Genomic DNA, 16,993 nt, shown 5'->3' with positions numbered 1-16,993 from the left:
CGACAAGATGGCCCTTCGGATGAGGCGTCAGAACTGCGAGAAGTCGATCGGCTTGTGCCTGTCCAGCGCGCGGGTCACCGGCGGAAGCGGGTATTTCAGGCCGCTGGCGCAATTGAACAGCATCACGCGGTCGGCCTTGGTGACGCGGCCGTCGGCAAGGCTCTGCTTGTAGGCGGCATAGGTCGCAGCCCCCTCGGGACACAACAGCAGTCCTTCCTCGCGCGCGACCTCGTTGAGGGCGGCGGTGATCTTGTCGTCATCGACCGCGATCGCAAATCCCTTGCTCTCGCGCACCGCGCGCAGGATGAGAAAGTCGCCGACCGCCTGCGGCACGCGGATGCCGGAGGCGATGGTGTGAGCGTCCTCCCAGCGCGCCGCATGCTCGGTGCCGGCCTCGTAGGCCCGCACCATCGGCGCACAGCCGGAGGCCTGCACCGCGACCATCCGTGGGCGCTTCGAACCGATGAAACCGATCTTCTCCAGCTCGTCGAACGCCTTCCACATGCCGATCAGGCCGGTGCCGCCACCGGTCGGATAGAAGATCACGTCGGGCACATCCCAGCCGAGCTGCTCGGCGAGCTCGAGGCCCATCGTCTTCTTGCCCTCGATCCGGTACGGCTCCTTCAGGGTCGAAGTATCGAACCAGCCGACCTTGGTCTTGCCCTCGCCGACGATCTTGCCGCAATCGTCGATGTAGCCGTTGACGCGATAGACGGTGGCGCCCTGCAATTCGATCTCGCTGACATTCACCTCCGGCGTGTCCGCGGGGCAGAAGATCGTGGTCTTGATGCCGCAGGACGTGGCGTAAGCCGCGAGCGCCGCGCCGGCATTGCCGTTGGTCGGCATCGCCATGTGCTTGATGCCGAGCGCCTTGCCCATCGACACCGCCATCACGAGCCCGCGCGCCTTGAACGAGCCGGTCGGCAGCCGCCCCTCGTCCTTGACGATGATCTCGCCGCCGCCAAGCCGCGCGGAAAGCTTCGGCAGCCGGATCAGCGGCGTCGTGACCTCGCCGAGGCTGACGATGTCCTTGCACTTGCGCACCGGCAACAGCTCCCGGTAGCGCCACAGGTCGGCGGGGCGCTCGGCCAGCGCGTCCTTGGTCAGCGCCTTCTTCACCTCGGCGAGATCGTAGCGCACCAACAGCGGCTTGCCGGCCTTCGAGAGGTTGTGCACCTGATCGGCCGCATAATGATCGCCCTCCATCGCGCATTCGAGATGGGTCACGAAGGTCGGGCGTTCGATGGTGAGGTTGTCGTTGTCTTTCACGAGATGCGCTCTTTCTTGTTCTTGGGTTCACTCATATCAGACCCGTCACCCTGAGGTGGCCGCTTCTTAGCGGCCCTCGAAGGGCGACGAGCCCTGCTGCTCGATCCGGGGCCGTACATCCTTCGAGGCTCGTTGCGCGAGCGCCTCAGGATGACGGATCTGAGACTAGATATTCAACACGCGCCCGTAGGCGTCGAGCACCGCTTCCTTCATCATTTCCGACAAGGTCGGATGCGGGAACACGGTGTGCATCAGTTCCTCTTCCGTGGTCTCCAGATTCATCGCCACCACATAGCCCTGGATCAGCTCGGTGACCTCGGCGCCGATCATGTGCGCGCCAAGCAATTGCCCGGTCTTCTTGTCGAACACGACCTTGACGAGGCCCTGGTCCTCGCCGAGCGCGATCGCCTTGCCGTTGCCGACAAACGGGAAGCGGCCGACGCGGATCTCGCGGCCGCCTTCCTTGGCCTTGGCTTCGGTGAGGCCGACGGAGGCGACCTGCGGGTTGCAGTAGGTGCAGCCCGGGATCAGCAGCTTGTCCATCGGATGCGGATGCAGGCCCTTGATCGCCTCGATGCAGATCACGCCCTCATGCTCGGCCTTGTGCGCGAGCATCGGCGGTCCCGCGACGTCGCCGATCGCATAGATGCCAGGGACGTTGGTCTTGCCGAGACCGTCGATCACGATGCAGCCGCGGTCGGTTTTAACGCCGAGCTTCTCAAGCCCGAGATTCTCGATGTTGCCGACAACGCCGACCGCCGAGATCACGCGCTCGAATTCCTTGGTCTGCGGCTGGCCCTTGCCGTCGTCGATGGTCGCGACGACGCTGTCGGCCTTCTTCTCCAGCTTCGTCACCTTGGTCGAGGACATGATCTTGATGCCCATCTTCTCGAACCGCTTGCGCGCCAGCCCGGCGATCTCGGCGTCCTCGACGGGCAGGATCTGCGGCAGCACCTCGACCACGGTGACGTCAGAGCCCATGGTGTGGAAGAACGAGGCGAACTCGATGCCGATCGCGCCGGAGCCGACCACCAGCAGCGACTTCGGCATCCGCTCCGGCACCATCGCCTCGAAATAGGTCCAGATCAGCTTCTTGTCGGGCTCGAGCCCGGGCAGCACGCGCGGCCGCGCGCCGGTCGCGATGATGATGTGTTTGGCCTGGTAGGCGCCCTCGCCGCTCGCGCCCTTCGGCGCTTCCACCGCCGACTTCTTCACCGTGATCTTGCCGGGCGCATCGATCGTGGCATCGCCCCAGATCACCGTGACCTTGTTCTTCTTCATCAGGAAGCCGACGCCGTCGTTGAGGCGCTTCGAGACCCCGCGCGAGCGCTGCACCACCGCCTTCGGATCGAACGAGACGTTGTCGGCCGACAGCCCGTAGTCCTTGGCGTGCTGCATGTAGTGATAGATCTCGGCGGAGCGCAGCAGCGCTTTGGTCGGGATGCACCCCCAATTCAGGCAGATGCCGCCGAGATAGGATTTCTCGACGATCGCGGTCTTGAAGCCGAGCTGCGCGGCGCGGATCGCGGTCACGTAGCCGCCAGGGCCGGAGCCAATGATGATGACGTCAAAGGATGTATCGGCCATGGCGGCTCCCGTTCAACTCAATGTGTGGCGCCGCGCCCGCGGCTTCTTGCGATCAACGACCCGACCAGCCATTCGAGCCCGATCGCCAGGGCCATGATGGCCAGGACGGTCAGCACGATCGGCTGGGCGATGTTCCGCGCCAGCTGTTCGCCGGCGAAGAACGCGGAGTGCAGAAAATCCAATCCGACCGGATTGCACACCAGTGCGGCCGACAGCAGCAGCGAGATCCAGGGCCAGCGCGTGCGAGCCGTGCCGGCCATCTATCCGTACTCCCGCCATACCGCACCCAGGAATATCGACCACGCCAGCGCCAGCACGGCGGCGGCGATCATCATGATCCTGAACTGGATCGTCGAAATCAGGTCGCGGTTGACCGCGACCAGCAACGCGACGGCAATGGCGGCGAGCAGGACGTACGGACCGTAGATCGCGTACATGGCTGATGCCCGTCACACCATCATCATCACGGGATTTTCGATCAGCTGCTTGAAGGCGCCGATCAGTTCGGCGCCGAGCGCGCCGTCGATCGCGCGGTGATCGCAGGACAACGTCACGCTCATCATGTTGGCGATCTCGATCTTGCCGCCGCGCACCACGGGACGCTCCTCCGAGGTGCCGACCGCGAGGATCGAGGCGTGCGGCGGGTTGATCACTGCGGTGAAGTGGTTGATGCCGTACATGCCGAGGTTGGACACCGCGGTGGTGCCGCCCTGGTATTCCTCGGGCTTCAGCTTGCGGGCGCGGGCGCGCGCGGCAAAATCCTTCATCTCGTTGGAGATGGTCGAGAGCGTCTTGGTCTCGGCCTTGCGGATGATCGGCGTGATCAGGCCGCCCGGCATCGCCACCGCGACGCCGACGTCGGAATGCTTGTGCTTGAGCATGCCGCCTTCGGTCCAGCTGACGTTGCAGTTCGGGATCTTCTGCAGCGCGACCGCCATCGCCTTGATGACGAAGTCGTTGACCGAGATCTTGTAGAGCGGCTTCTTCTCCTTGTCCTTCGGCGCGGCCGCGTTGATCTCCTCGCGCGCGGCGAGCAGCTTGCCGATGTCGCAATCGATCGTGAGATAGAAGTGCGGGACGTTCTGCACTGAAGCGGTGAGACGCTGCGCGATGGTGCGGCGCATGCCGTCATGCGGCACCACTTCGTAGGAGCCCGGCTCGAACAGCGCCAGGATCTGCTTGTCGGACATCGACGGTGCGATGCTCGGCCCCGCAGCAGCCGGCGCGGCCGCCGGTGCCTTCAAGCCCTTGCCGGACTTGGCGTCGTCGACGTCGCGCGCGATGACGCGGCCATGCGGACCGGTGCCGGTGATGCGTCCGAGATCGATGCCGGCTTCCTTTGCGAGACGCCGCGCCAACGGCGAGGAGAACACGCGGGCGTGGCCATTGGCCTGCGCGGCCGGTGCAGCAGCCTGCGGCGCGGCGGCGGGTGCTGCGGCCGGCTGTGGCGCGGGCGCAGCCGCCGGTGCTGGAGCCGCGGCAGGCGCGGCCTGGGCGGCGGGCTTCGGGGCCTCGGCGGGCTTGGCGGCCGGTGCGGCGCCCGCTCCGGCGCTGGCTGCCGCCTTCACATCCTCGCCGTCACCGGCCATGACGGCGATGACGTCGTTGACCGGCACGTCCTGGGTGCCTTCGGGCACCAGTATCTTGGCGATCGTGCCTTCATCGACCGCTTCGACTTCCATCGTCGCCTTGTCGGTCTCGATCTCCGCGATCACGTCGCCGGACTTGACCTTGTCGCCCTCTTTCTTGAGCCACTTGGCGAGGTTGCCCTTTTCCATCGTCGGCGACAGCGCGGGCATGAGAATATTGATCGGCATTGTCAGTGACCTTGTTGCGACCGCGGTTTGGTTTGGCCCATGTCGGTCGGCCGGGCGATTTCGGCTTCGAACATCTCGACGATGCGCGCGAGCGCCTCGTCTTCAGTGAACTCGCTCTCGCGCGAATAGGCGCGCGCAGCGTGGCGGGCGATGTCGACGAGCATCAGCCCCCACATGTCCGGCTCCTCGAAGGCGCGCTGGAACGCGATCGACAGGCCGCCGTCGACGACAAAGGCGCGCAGCACCTCGACGGCGTCGTCGCGGCCCATCACATCGGGCGGCAGCGGCTGCTCCTTGGGACCGGCCATCGGCGTTACCGGTACGACACGGCCTTGGCGGCCGCGACCACCTCGGCGACGGACGGCAGAGCGAGCTTTTCGAGATTGGCGGCATAGGGCATCGGCACATCCTTGCCCGAGACGCGGGCGACCGGCGCATCGAGATAGTCGAAGGCATGCTCCATGATGCGCGCGGCGACCTCGGAGCCAACGCCGCTCTGCTGCCAGCCCTCCTCCACCGTGACCGCACGGCCAGTCTTCTTCACCGAATTGATGATGGTCTCGGTGTCCATCGGACGGATGGTGCGGAGATCGATCACCTCGGCCTCGATGCCTTCCTTGGCAAGTTCATCGGCCGCCTTCAGCGCATAGGACATGCCCATCGCCCAGGAGACGAGGGTGACGTCCTTGCCGGCGCGCGCAATCCGCGCCTTGCCGATCGGCACCACGAAATCGGGCAGCTTCGGCACCTCGCCGGTGTGGCCATACAGCATCTCGTTCTCGAGGAAGACCACCGGATTGGGATCACGGATCGCGGCCTTGAGCAGGCCCTTGTAATCGGCGGCCGAGTACGGCGCGATCACCTTGAGGCCCGGGATCTGCGAGTACCAGGCGGCGTAGTCCTGGCTGTGCTGGGCGGCGACGCGCGCGGCGGCGCCGTTCGGGCCGCGGAACACGATCGAGCATCCCATCTGGCCGCCGGACATATACAGCGTCTTGGCGGCCGAGTTGATGATCTGGTCGATCGCCTGCATCGCGAAATTCCAAGTCATGAACTCGACGATCGGCTTCAAGCCCGCCATCGCAGCGCCGACGCCGACGCCGGCAAAGCCGTGCTCGGTGATCGGCGTGTCGATCACGCGCCGGGCGCCGAATTCCTGCAGCAGGCCCTGCGTGACCTTGTAGGCGCCCTGATACTCGGCGACCTCCTCGCCCATGACGAAGACGTCGCCGTCGCGCCGCATCTCTTCAGCCATCGCATCGCGCAGCGCCTCGCGAATGGTCTGAGTGACCATCTCGGTACCCGCCGGAATTTCCGGATCGGGCAATGCTTCGCTGACCGGCGCGGCCGGCGCCTTCGCCGCGGGCTGCGGTGCTTCCGCCTTGGCTTCGGCAGGCGCGGTCTCAGCAGCCTTCGGCTGCGGCGCTGGTGCGGCCGGCGCCTTGGCGAGGTCGGCGGCGCTTTCGCCGTCGGCCAGGATGGTGGCGATCGGCGTGTTCACCGCAACATCGGCGGTGCCTTCCGGAATCAGGATCTTGCCGAGCGTGCCCTCGTCGGTCGCCTCGACCTCCATGGTGGCCTTGTCGGTCTCGATCTCGGCGATGACGTCACCGGACTTGATGGTCTCGCCTTCCTTTTTCAGCCATTTGGCGAGGTTGCCCTTCTCCATGGTGGGCGACAGCGCAGGCATCAGCACTTGAATGGGCATATCGGCTCCCGAAATCGGTCTTGAGATTCTTCTGCGCGGGTGGGGTCAGCGGTAGATGTCGGTGTAGAGCTCGGACGGATCGGGCTCGGGATCGTGCTGCGCGAAGTCGGCGGCTTCGTTGACGATCTCACGCACCTCGGCGTCGATCGCCTTCAAGTCCTGCTCGCTCACGCCTGCCCCCAGCAGGCGGTTGCGCACCTGCTCGATCGGGTCCTGGTCGTGGCGAACCTTCTCGACCTCCTCGCGGGTGCGGTACTTCGCCGGATCGGACATCGAATGGCCGCGGTAGCGGTAGGTCTGCATCTCCAGGATGATCGGACCATTGCCGCCGCGGCACCATGCCGTGGCCTCATCGGCGGCAGCCTTCACGGCGCGCACGTCCATGCCGTCGACCTGCCTGCCGGGAATGTTGAAGGAGACGCCGCGCTTGGAGAAGTCCTGCTGAGCCGAGGCGCGCGACACCGCAGTGCCCATCGCGTAGCGATTGTTCTCGATGACGTAGATCACCGGCAGCTTCCACAGCTCCGCCATGTTGAAGCTTTCGTAGACCTGGCCCTGGTTGGCCGCGCCGTCGCCGAAATAGGTCACGCTGACGTTATCGTTGCCGCGATAGCGGTTGGCGAACGCAAGGCCGGTGCCGAGCGACACCTGCGCGCCCACGATTCCGTGACCGCCGTAGAAATGCTTCTCCTTGCTGAACATGTGCATGGAGCCGCCCTTGCCGCGGGAATAGCCGCCGCGGCGTCCGGTCAGTTCCGCCATCACGCCCTTGGCTTCCATGTCGCACGCCAGCATGTGGCCGTGATCGCGGTAGCCGGTTATGACCTCGTCGCCCGGCTTCAGCGCCATCTGCATGCCGACCACGACCGCTTCCTGGCCGATATAGAGATGGCAGAAGCCGCCGATCGCACCCATGCCGTAAAGCTGACCGGCCTTCTCCTCGAAGCGCCGGATCAGGAGCATATCCCGCAGAGCCTTGAGCTCCTGCTCCCTGGAGAATTCGGGCGGAGAGCCAGCCGTCTCGTGCCCTGATTCTTTTGCGACGGTTTTCTTGGGTGCGGCCATGGCAATTCCGGGTGAGAGAAGTCGAAGAACCCTCTCTAACCCAACTCAAATCGCCTTGGAAGGATTGCGTTCGCCCGATGGAATTTTGCTATGCCGCACTGCAGCGCGGCGCGACACTTTTGTGATAGTGCGCGAACGTTTTTGAAATTTGCGAACGCGTCAGTTCGACTTGTTGATCCGAACCAGATCGCGCGGGTTGGCGTAGTCGAGCTGAAAGCGCGCACGCTCATCCAGCATGTCGGGATCGACCCGGTCCGACCGCAACAGCGACACCCGCTGCTCGCCTTCGGCCCGCTCCTTCTTCAAGCGCGCCAGCTCCGAGGTCAGCGCGATGATTTCCTGGTCGAGTTCCTGCCGCGCGTTCAGACCGTATTTGCCGGTGTAGGCGTTGACGCCGAAATAGCCGACCATCAGCGCCGCCAGCGTGTAGAGGGCAAGCCCGGTCAGAATCGATTTGAGGCGTGTGCGCGAAACCATGGCCGCGAAGATGCGGCCATGGGGTTAACGAACGCTAAATTTGCTCAGCCGTTCTGCTTCGCGACGAAGGCCGCGAAGGCGTCGAGATATTGCTGCACCACCGTCTTGAGCGACTCCTTGGTCAGTTCGCCCTTGTCGTCGAAGGCATCGCCGATGCCGTTGAGATAGGTTTCCGGCTGACCGAGGATCGGGCCGGAAATGCCCGGCAGGATGTTCTGAAGGTGCTTCGCCGCACTGACGCCGCCGAGCGGGCCCGGCGAGTTGGAGATGATGCCGACCGGCTTGCCGATGAACGAGCTCTTGCCATAGGGCCGCGAGGCGACGTCGATCGCGTTCTTCAGCACGCCCGGGACCGAGCGGTTGTATTCGGGGGTCACGAACAGCACGCCGTTCGACTTCTGCAGCTTCTCGCGGAAGGCGAGCCAGTCCGCCGGCGGCGCCGCCTCGAGGTCCTGGTTGAAGAAGGAAATCTCCTCGAGGGTCGTCACATCGAGCTTCAGCGAGGCCGGCGCGAGCTTGGCCAGCGCATTGGCGATCTTGAGCGAGAAGCTCTGCTTGCGGATGCTGCCGACGATGGCGACGATGTTATAGGCCATTGCAAATTCCCCTCGGGTTGCGCGTAAGACTGGTGCACATCACCTACCGGCACGCCAAGAAAGATGCAAGTGCATGGATCGTTCAATTCCGGAAACGCAGCGTTCGCAAATTTTGAACAAACGGACCTGAGACCGCACTGCACGCCGCCGCGGAACGTCATTTCCGCCCGAAAGCCACGCCGGGCGCAACCGGCGGCAAATTGTCGACACGTTCCTCGAAACATACTGTCGCAATTCCGGGCAGCATCCAGCCGACCGAAGGGCAGCCGATGGCAGAGCGCAAGATCCGGGTTGCAATCCTGTTCGGCGGGCGATCGGCCGAACACGACGTCTCGCGGGCGTCGGCCGCGAACGTGCTTCGCTCGCTCGACCCGGATCGCTATGACGCCACCGCGATCGGCATCAGCCGCGACGGCCGCTGGGTCGTCACTGATGCGGGAAACGGCGCCGGCACGGGAAGCGGCGCGCTGATCATTCCGGACAACGCACCGCAACTCGCTCTGCTGCCGGGTGGACAGGGCCGCGTCGTGGTGCTTCAGGGACCGGCCTCGGGGCCGGCGGAATTGCCGGCATTCGACGTCGTCTTCCCGGTGCTGCATGGACCGAACGGCGAGGACGGCACGGTGCAGGGTGCGCTGGAATTGTCCGACGTCGCCTATGTCGGCTCGCGCGTGATGGGCTCGGCGGCCGGCATGGACAAGGACGTCGCCAAGCGCCTGATGCGCGAGGCCGGATTGCCGATCGTCCCCTTTGTCGCGATGTCGGCCGCGGCGCCCATCAGCTATGACGATGCGGTAAGCGCGCTGGGGTCGCAGGAGGTCTTCGTCAAGCCCGCCAACATGGGATCGTCGGTCGGCGTGTCCAGGGCGCGCACCGCGGAGGAGTTCGTGGCCGGCTGCAGACTGGCGTTCCGCTTCGACAGCAAGATCCTGATCGAGCGCGGTGTCGCGCCGATCCGCGAGGTCGAGTGCTCCGTGCTCGAGGATGCCGAGGGCCGCATCCGCGCCTCCCAGCTCGGCGAGATCGTGCCCTCCGACAGACACGGCTTCTATTCTTACGACGCAAAGTACCTCGATGCGGATGGCGCGCTGCTGCAGGTGCCGGCCAACGTGCCGGCTGCCGTCGCCGAAACCATCAGGGAGCTCGCCATCAAGACCTTCGGCGTACTGGGCTGCGAAGGCATGGCGCGGATCGACTTCTTCCTGCACGGCGAGCAGGCGTTCGTGAACGAGGCGAACACCCTGCCCGGCTTCACCAATATCAGCATGTATCCGCGGCTGTGGGAGGCCAGTGGCCTGCCGCAATCCGAACTGATGGATATCCTGATCGGCCACGCCCTGGAGCGTCACAAGCGCTCCAGGAAGCTGGCATTCGAGCGCGAGTAGACCCTGCTCGCTATGCGCCCTTGTTCGGATTGATCAGGAATTTCTCGCCGGTGGCGCGCTTGCCGTAGACCGCGATGTTGTCGAGCTGCAGGGTCTCCTGCAGCGACACCACCTTGGTGTAGTGGCTGGCGAAGGTCGTCTTCAACTCGGCCACCACCCGCTGGCGCAGCTTGTTGCCGGCCTCCGGACCGATCTTCATCAGGAACGGGAACAGCAGCCAGCCGCCGATGCCCCAGGCCATGCCGAAGCCGCGCGGCAGCTCGATCTCGCGGGTATCGAGGCTGCCATAGACGTAGACCTGCTTGTGCGTGTTGGAGCCGTAACGGCTGTAGACCTTGGCGGTCTTGTTGATCGCGGTCTCCATCGCGACCAGGATCTGGCCCGCGAGCTTGCCGCCGCCGATCGCATCGAAGGCGATGGTCGCGCCGGTCTCGACCAGCGCGCCGGTGAGCTTGTCCATGAAATCGGGTGCGCTGGAATCGACGACATGCTTGGCGCCGATCTTGTGCAGGATGTCGGCCTGCTCCTTGTTGCGCACGATGTTGACGAGGCCGATGCCATCCTTGAGGCAGATCCTGTTCAGCATCTGGCCGAGGTTCGACGCCGCAGCCGTGTGCACCAGCGCCTTGTGTCCCTCGCGCCGCATCGTCTCGGTCATGCCGAGCGCGGTCAGCGGATTGACGAAGCAGGACGCGCCTTCCGCCGGCGTGATGCCGTCGGGCAGCGGCAGGCATTCGTTGACCCGCAGCGTACGGTACTGCGCATACATCGCGCCGCCGATCATCGCGACGGTGCGGCCCATCAGCGCTTTCGCCGCGTCCGACGAACCGGTCCTGATCACGACGCCTGCGCCTTCATTGCCGACCGGCATCGACTCGTCGAGCCGTGCGGCGAGGCCAGGCAATGCCGCTTCCGGCACGCGCGCGGTCACCACAGGCAATTCCTTGCTGCCGGTGACCTTTGCCGCGGCCATGTTGGCCGGGCCGATCAGGAGCCCGAGGTCGGATGGGTTGATCGGGGTCGCCTCGACCCGGACCACGACCTCGTCGGGACCGGGCTCGGGGGTCGGGACATTGACCAGCGACAATTCCAGTTCGCCATCCTTCTTGAGCAGCGAACGCAGCTGCAGACCGCTCTTGCCGTCACTCATCCCGACCTCCCTTTTTTGCGTTTTGTTCAGTCCCGATCAGTTGGGGCGTTAGGCCAGCGCCTTCAAGGCCGCCCTGCCCGCGTATTTCGCCTGGGTGCCGAGTTGCTGCTCGATGCGCAGTAGCTGGTTGTACTTGGCGGTGCGGTCGGAGCGCGCCAGCGAGCCGGTCTTGATCTGCCCGCAATTGGTGGCGACCGCGAGGTCGGCAATCGTGGAGTCCTCGGTCTCACCGGAGCGATGCGACATCACGGCAGTGTAGCCGGCCTTGTAGGCCATCTCGATCGCCGCAAGCGTCTCGGTCAGCGTGCCGATCTGGTTGACCTTGACCAGGATCGAGTTGCCGCGGCCGTTCTTGATGCCGTCGGCAAGCCGGTTGACGTTGGTGACGAACAAATCGTCTCCGACCAGCTGGCACTTGTTGCCGATCGCATCCGTCAGTTCCTTCCAGCCATCCATGTCGTCTTCCGACATGCCGTCCTCGATGGTGACGATCGGATAGCGGCCGACGAGGTCGGCGAGATACTTCACCTGCTCCGAACGCGAGCGGGTCTTGTTCTCGCCGCCATAGACGTAGGCGCCTTCCTTGAAGAATTCGGTGGAGGCGCAGTCGAGGCCGAGCACGACGTCGTCGCCAGCCTTGTAGCCAGCCTTGCCGATCGCGTTCATGACGAACTCGAGCGCGGCGTCGGCCGACGGCAGGTTCGGCGCAAAGCCGCCCTCGTCGCCGACATTGGTGTTGTGACCGGCCTTCTTCAGTTCGCCGCGCAGCGTGTGGAAGATTTCCGAACCGCAACGCAGCGCTTCGGCGAACGACGTGGCGCCGACCGGCAGGATCATGAATTCCTGGAAGTCGATCGGGTTGTCGGCATGCACGCCGCCATTGATGATGTTCATCATCGGCACCGGCAGCGTCCGCGCCGAGGTGCCGCCGACATAACGGTACAGCGGCATGTCGAAGGATTCAGCCGCCGCCTTGGCGCAGGCGAGCGAGACGCCGAGGATGGCGTTGGCGCCTAGCCGGCTCTTGTTCGGCGTGCCGTCGAGATCGATCATGATCTGGTCGATCGCGACCTGCTCCTCGACAGCCTGGTCGCTCAGCGCCTCGAAGATCTCGCCGTTGATGGCGGCAACCGCCTTCTGGACGCCCTTGCCGAGATAGCGCGACTTGTCGCCGTCGCGCAGTTCGACCGCCTCATGGGCGCCGGTGGAGGCGCCCGACGGCACCGCCGCGCGGCCGATCGACCCATCCTCCAGCACCACATCGACCTCGACCGTGGGGTTGCCGCGGCTATCCAGGATTTCGCGGCCGATGATGTCGACGATGTCAGTCATGAGAACCTCTTTTGGCAGTGCGGGGGTCGGATGGCGCTGCTTCTAGCGCAATGCATCGGGGGGGAAAAGGCCGGGTGACGGGCGCGCTGTCTTTGGCTAAGAGACCCCCACGGAGACCCGAATGGCAAAGAAATCCAGCAAATCAACCACCTCCCCCGGCCTGCAGCTCGGCCGTGCGGTGGAATGGCCCGACGCACCGGAAAAGGCGCGGCTCGACCGCGTGCCCAATCCGCAGGCTGGTACCGATTATCTGGTACGCTTCACGGTGCCGGAGTTCACCTCGATCTGCCCGGTGACGGGCCAACCGGATTTCGCGCATCTGGTGATCGACTATGTACCGGGCCGCTGGCTGCTGGAGTCCAAATCGCTGAAGCTGTTCGCCGCGAGCTTCCGCAACCACGGCGCGTTCCATGAGGACTGCACGGTCATGATCGGCCGGCGGATCTCAGACGAGATCAAGCCGAAATGGCTGCGCATCGGCGGCTACTGGTATCCGCGCGGCGGCATCCCGATCGACGTGTTCTTCCAGACCGGACGATTGCCGAAGGGCCTCTGGGTTCCCGATCAGGGCGTCGCGACGTATCGCGGGCGGGGGTAGCGGGACCGGTGGAACAACGCCGCTGCTTGGAAGCTAAGTACCACCTTTGGGATGGATGCGACGAACTTCCAGGTCTTCCCAACGTGTCATGACTTTCTCGTTGAAGCGCTGTTGGTCAAACCTGACCTGACCGTCGTCCTGAATCCGAAAGATATCGTCCTGGGACGCGACCGCGTCCAGAAAGTGAGGCGATCGACTGTGAAGATGGACCTCCCCGCGGAATTCAGAAGGACTATGCAGCATCTCGAAAGAAGACATTGCAACGCAATAGTTGTCGAAAGTCTCGAATTTCGAGAAGTCGGCAACGGAGCATTCATCCAAAGTCATCACGGGATAGAAATTCGGCCCCCACAGGTCGCGTGTTGGTTGGAGAATCCTGAGAACACCGAGTTGCTCCAGCACACTACCCGGCCACTCCCAGTTACTTGAGAATTCATGATGGAAGGCCTCGCGCAGCGCGCCGTTTTCATCACGGAGCGACTTGATGTTCCCGCGCTTTCGGTCGAGATCCATCTTCCGATGAACCTCGAACAGAAATTCGTACGCAAGCGCGGCCACTGACGCGTTTCGCATTCCTCAACCTCTCGATACCCGCGTCCCCGAAGACGTGACGCTCATACTTATCAAATAAGTACGCTCACTACGGCTCGACATCGGGCCGCGCGGCGGCATCGGCCGGACGCGTCTGCTTCAAAAATCTCGCACAGATAAATCCGAGCACCACCATCACGGCCGCCGCCGACACCAGCGTCGCGGTCTTGCCGGCATGTTGAAGACCAAAACCGTAGGCGATCGGGCCGACGGTCTGGCCCATGAAGAAAAAGAACGAATGCAGCGACAGCGCGGTGGCGCGGGCCTCGACCGACAGTTCGCTGGCAAATACCTGCAGGCAGCCGTGGATCATGTAGAAGCCGAGGCCCATCACCAGCAGGCTCGCCATCTGTACTTTCCAGTGCGGCCCGAACGCGACGCCGACGAGCTGGATCGCGACCAGAGTTGCGCCGACGATCATCATCCCCCTCACCCCGATCAATGGCAGCAGGCGCCCGACCGTCAGCGTGTAGAGCAATCCACCGATCGCAAAACCCGCGATCACGATGCCGGCGATCGAGAGCGAGGTTTCGCCGAGCTCGAACAGAAATGAAGCGATGAAGGGAAACAGCCCGAGCACGCAGCAGCCCTCGACGAAGACCGCCGAATAGCAGATCCGCGCGTTCGGATTGGTGAAGATGGTGCGATAGCCGTGACGCAGCGCCTTCAGGCTGGTGCGCGGCGGCCGGTTCAGCGCAGCGCCGCGGAAGCCCGCCGCAACCGCCAGCGCGACGACGATCACGAGGCCACCGAGCACCGCAAGCACGCCGCGCCAACCGAGGAAATCGCCGATCAGGCCGGAGGCCGTGGCGCCGAGCAGATTGCCGGTCATCGAGCCGGCAAGCGTTCGCCCGATCGCAAGTTGCCGCTTGTCGGGGCCGACCAGATCTGAGGTCAGCGACAGCGCCACCGGAAACACGCCGCCCGAGCCGATGCCGGCGAGGATGCGAGTCACGAACAGCATCGGGAACGAGGTCGACAGCGCGCCGAGAATGCTGGCGACGCCGAGCAGGCCGAGACAGATCGTCATCAGACGCGCCTTGCCGAACAGATCGGCGGCGGCGCCGATCGCCGGCTGGATAATTGCGAAGGTGAAGGCGAATACCGCGGCAAAGCTCGCTGCGGTCGCGATGCTGACACCGAAATCCTCGGCGACATGCGGCAGCACCGGATCGAGCGCGCGCACCGACAGGCTCGCCGCGAAGGTCGCCAGCGTGATGACGTTGAGAACCGGCGGCATGCCGCTCTTTGCGGTCATGTCGTCGTCACCCCGTCAGGCTGCGGTCTTGGCGAGCGCGTCGAACTGCATCAGGCGCTTGACGAGGGCTTCGAAGTCGCGGAGCGGCACCATGTTGGGGCCATCCGACGGCGCGTGATCCGGATCGGGATGAGTCTCGATGAAGACGCCGGCGACACCGACCGAAACCGCCGCGCGCGCCAGCACCGGCACGAATTCGCGCTCGCCGCCCGACGAAGTCCCCTTGCCGCCCGGCTGCTGCACCGAATGGGTGGCGTCGAAGATCACAGGCGCACCGGTGGTGCGCGCCAGGATCGGCAGCGCGCGCATGTCCGACACCAGCGTGTTGTAGCCGAACGACGCGCCGCGCTCGGTGACCAGCACGTTGGCATTGCCGGCACCGGTGATCTTGCTGACCACATTGGTCATGTCCCAGGGCGCCAGGAACTGGCCCTTCTTGACGTTGACGACCTTGCCGGTCGCCGCTGCCGCCAGCAGGAGATCGGTCTGCCGGCACAGGAAGGCTGGGATCTGCAGCACGTCGACCGCCTGCGCCGCCTCCGTGCACTGGTCGGGTTCATGCACGTCGGTCAGCACCGGCAATCCGAGCGAGGAACGGATCTCGGCGAAGATCGGCAGCGCCTGCTTCAGCCCGATGCCGCGCGCGGCCGACGCGCTGGTGCGGTTCGCCTTGTCGAACGAGGTCTTGTACACCAGACCGATCTTCAGCCTGGCTGCGATCTCCTTCAGCGCGGATGCCACTTCAAGCGCATGCGCGCGGCTCTCGAGCTGGCAGGGACCGGCGATGATCGAGATGGGCAAGGCATTGCCGAATTTGGCCGATCCGACGGCGACGATCGGCGCGGCTTGCGCGGAAACCTGATTGGTCAAAATGCTGCATCCTTTTGCCGGCGACCATGCAATCCCGCGCGGGACGGATCAAGCCATCCTGCACGATGAGGGGGTTGCGCTGACGCCGTGGGTGCGCCGTGCTATCACAATCCTGCCCCAACCGCCCCTATAGACTGGCGCGGAACAGATTCCCAATGAGGAACGAAATGCGCATATCGGTCGTGATCGGAGCCGTCGTCGTCCTGTCGGCGACGTCGGGTCTGGCATATGGCCAGGCCAGCAGCCAGCCCGGGGTCGTCACCGGCGGCGCTGCAGGCGTCACCGTCAACGGCAAGCCGGCCGCGCGCAGCGGCGACACCACCAGCAATGGCGGCCCGCTGGTCGAGGGCGTGCCCAACGTGCTGATCAACGGCAAGCCGGCCGTGGTGATGGGCGACCGCACGCATTGCGGCGGCAAGACCACCTCGGGCAGCCATGGCGTCTTCATCAATGGCAAGCCGATGGTCCGCGAGGGCGATCAGACGTCGGGCTGTCCGCAATAGACCAGGACTCATAACGCGGCGGCACTGCAAGAGCTCGCAGCGCGGGCGTCGGAGGGCAGCCTCTCGCGATCATTCGTCTCGGTGCCGTGGCCAAGGCCCTCCATTCTCGGTCAATATGTTTGATCGCGCGGCGTCCAGCAGCGATGCGTAGTTTGGCTTGAACGAGTTCGCTTCGGATCGCTCCAGCAGGCAGTAGAAGGTGTTCAATGCCCAGATTTCGGCATCGTGGAGGCCCAGATCAACCAGGCGCCTGCCCTTCTCGTCCTCAATGAGCCTGCCCAACAGATCAAAGAGCACCAACCCAGCGTCGTCAGGCAGTGTGATGATTCGCTCGGGGGATTGCCCCGATATCGGATTTGGCAATCCCGCCTCCGTTGCTGAAACCGACGACCAATAGCTGGTCGTCGCGGCAATGCATCACTTGACCGACGAAAACGCGGTCGGCACCAACAGCTGGTTTTCGATGGTGAGAACGATCTGGCCGTCCTCCTCAGTCTTGGCGCGCGCGCTGATCCATTCCGGATCGGTCGTGAACGCGGTCCACTTCTTCTCGCGCTCGGCAAGCGATTCCCAGGCCAGCAGATAGGTCAGGTCCTGATTGGATTCGCCCACCAGCGTCGTGAAGAAGCCGGCCTGCCTGATGCCGTGCTTGTCCCAGAGCTTCAGCGTGACGGTCTCGAAGCGCTTTAGCAGCGCCGGCAGCCGGCCCGGCAGGCAGCGATAGACGCGGGTCTCGTAGATCATTGGCAGTCCTCCCAGATCCAGTTGTGCGGGCGGTTATAGCCAG

General features: G+C 64.5%; 20 protein-coding genes. 3 read left to right on the top strand and 17 right to left on the bottom strand.

What is annotated here, in order from left to right:
* Nucleotides 1-27: 27 nt before the first annotated feature.
* The 10 genes from CO675_RS34575 to CO675_RS34535 form a co-directional block, all read right to left on the bottom strand.
* On the bottom strand, nt 28-1,269 hold the full coding sequence (locus CO675_RS34575; RefSeq protein WP_097676356.1) for a threonine synthase: 1,242 nt from the start codon (nt 1,267-1,269) through the stop codon (nt 28-30).
* 165 nt (nt 1,270-1,434) lie between these two features.
* A complete protein-coding gene (lpdA, locus tag CO675_RS34570) occupies nt 1,435-2,856 on the bottom strand; it encodes a dihydrolipoyl dehydrogenase (RefSeq protein ID WP_097676354.1) in 1,422 nt (473 codons plus the stop codon).
* Between the two features lie 17 nt (nt 2,857-2,873).
* Complete coding sequence (locus tag CO675_RS34565) at nt 2,874-3,116, bottom strand: hypothetical protein (protein ID WP_097676352.1); 243 nt, start codon at nt 3,114-3,116, stop codon at nt 2,874-2,876.
* Nucleotides 3,117-3,293: a hypothetical protein gene (locus tag CO675_RS41195; protein WP_198964851.1), complete on the bottom strand. Its 177-nt coding sequence runs from the start codon at nt 3,291-3,293 to the stop codon at nt 3,117-3,119.
* A 12-nt stretch (nt 3,294-3,305) separates the two neighbouring features.
* Nucleotides 3,306-4,673, bottom strand: coding sequence for a pyruvate dehydrogenase complex dihydrolipoamide acetyltransferase (locus CO675_RS34560; protein ID WP_097676350.1), 1,368 nt, complete (start codon nt 4,671-4,673; stop codon nt 3,306-3,308).
* A gap of 2 nt (nt 4,674-4,675) precedes the next feature.
* A complete protein-coding gene (locus tag CO675_RS34555; RefSeq protein ID WP_097676349.1) occupies nt 4,676-4,981 on the bottom strand; it encodes a DUF5076 domain-containing protein in 306 nt (101 codons plus the stop codon).
* A 5-nt stretch (nt 4,982-4,986) separates the two neighbouring features.
* Entirely contained in the window at nt 4,987-6,381 is a 1,395-nt protein-coding gene (locus tag CO675_RS34550; protein WP_097676347.1) for a pyruvate dehydrogenase complex E1 component subunit beta, read from the bottom strand.
* A gap of 45 nt (nt 6,382-6,426) precedes the next feature.
* Nucleotides 6,427-7,446 carry a pyruvate dehydrogenase (acetyl-transferring) E1 component subunit alpha gene (pdhA, locus tag CO675_RS34545; RefSeq protein ID WP_097676346.1) on the bottom strand — a complete coding sequence of 340 codons (1,020 nt, stop codon included), beginning with the start codon at nt 7,444-7,446 and terminating at the stop codon, nt 6,427-6,429.
* 159 nt (nt 7,447-7,605) lie between these two features.
* Nucleotides 7,606-7,923 (bottom strand): FtsB family cell division protein, encoded by a 318-nt coding sequence (locus tag CO675_RS34540; protein ID WP_021079258.1) that lies wholly within the window; start codon nt 7,921-7,923, stop codon nt 7,606-7,608.
* 44 nt (nt 7,924-7,967) lie between these two features.
* Nucleotides 7,968-8,519 (bottom strand): NADPH-dependent FMN reductase, encoded by a 552-nt coding sequence (locus CO675_RS34535; protein ID WP_097676344.1) that lies wholly within the window; start codon nt 8,517-8,519, stop codon nt 7,968-7,970.
* A 269-nt stretch (nt 8,520-8,788) separates the two neighbouring features.
* Here CO675_RS34535 and CO675_RS34530 point away from each other — a divergent pair, with 269 nt between their 5' ends.
* On the top strand, nt 8,789-9,904 hold the full coding sequence (locus CO675_RS34530) for a D-alanine--D-alanine ligase family protein (RefSeq protein ID WP_097676342.1): 1,116 nt from the start codon (nt 8,789-8,791) through the stop codon (nt 9,902-9,904).
* Nucleotides 9,905-9,914: 10 nt separating this feature from the next.
* Here CO675_RS34530 and CO675_RS34525 read toward each other — a convergent pair whose 3' ends face one another.
* Together CO675_RS34525 and eno are read right to left on the bottom strand one after the other, a co-directional pair.
* Complete coding sequence (locus tag CO675_RS34525; RefSeq protein ID WP_097676341.1) at nt 9,915-11,054, bottom strand: zinc-binding dehydrogenase; 1,140 nt, start codon at nt 11,052-11,054, stop codon at nt 9,915-9,917.
* Between the two features lie 48 nt (nt 11,055-11,102).
* Complete coding sequence (gene eno / locus CO675_RS34520; RefSeq protein ID WP_097676340.1) at nt 11,103-12,386, bottom strand: phosphopyruvate hydratase; 1,284 nt, start codon at nt 12,384-12,386, stop codon at nt 11,103-11,105.
* A gap of 121 nt (nt 12,387-12,507) precedes the next feature.
* Between eno and queF the strand changes: the two genes are divergently transcribed.
* Entirely contained in the window at nt 12,508-12,984 is a 477-nt protein-coding gene (queF, locus tag CO675_RS34515; protein ID WP_097676339.1) for a preQ(1) synthase, read from the top strand.
* Nucleotides 12,985-13,017: 33 nt separating this feature from the next.
* On the opposite strand, the gene CO675_RS41695 is transcribed toward queF, so the two are convergent.
* The 3 genes from CO675_RS41695 to kdsA form a co-directional block, all read right to left on the bottom strand.
* Complete coding sequence (locus tag CO675_RS41695; RefSeq protein ID WP_245453039.1) at nt 13,018-13,542, bottom strand: hypothetical protein; 525 nt, start codon at nt 13,540-13,542, stop codon at nt 13,018-13,020.
* A gap of 82 nt (nt 13,543-13,624) precedes the next feature.
* Complete coding sequence (locus tag CO675_RS34505; protein ID WP_097676337.1) at nt 13,625-14,833, bottom strand: MFS transporter; 1,209 nt, start codon at nt 14,831-14,833, stop codon at nt 13,625-13,627.
* 15 nt (nt 14,834-14,848) lie between these two features.
* Nucleotides 14,849-15,703: a 3-deoxy-8-phosphooctulonate synthase gene (kdsA, locus tag CO675_RS34500; protein WP_097676335.1), complete on the bottom strand. Its 855-nt coding sequence runs from the start codon at nt 15,701-15,703 to the stop codon at nt 14,849-14,851.
* A 167-nt stretch (nt 15,704-15,870) separates the two neighbouring features.
* Here kdsA and CO675_RS34495 point away from each other — a divergent pair, with 167 nt between their 5' ends.
* A complete protein-coding gene (locus tag CO675_RS34495; protein ID WP_097676334.1) occupies nt 15,871-16,206 on the top strand; it encodes a PAAR domain-containing protein in 336 nt (111 codons plus the stop codon).
* Nucleotides 16,207-16,275: 69 nt separating this feature from the next.
* Here CO675_RS34495 and CO675_RS34490 read toward each other — a convergent pair whose 3' ends face one another.
* The gene (locus CO675_RS34490) at nt 16,276-16,569 is read right to left on the bottom strand and encodes a hypothetical protein (RefSeq protein ID WP_097676332.1); all 294 of its coding nucleotides are present in this window, start codon (nt 16,567-16,569) and stop codon (nt 16,276-16,278) included.
* Nucleotides 16,570-16,623: 54 nt separating this feature from the next.
* Nucleotides 16,624-16,950, bottom strand: coding sequence for an NIPSNAP family protein (locus CO675_RS34485; RefSeq protein ID WP_097676330.1), 327 nt, complete (start codon nt 16,948-16,950; stop codon nt 16,624-16,626).
* Nucleotides 16,951-16,993 lie beyond the last annotated feature (43 nt).

It is taken from the genome of Bradyrhizobium sp. C9, assembly GCF_002532045.1.
Lineage (GTDB): Bacteria > Pseudomonadota > Alphaproteobacteria > Rhizobiales > Xanthobacteraceae > Bradyrhizobium.
The sequence above is the reverse complement of the archived record's forward strand: the minus strand, read 5'-3'. Positions and strand labels throughout refer to the sequence as shown.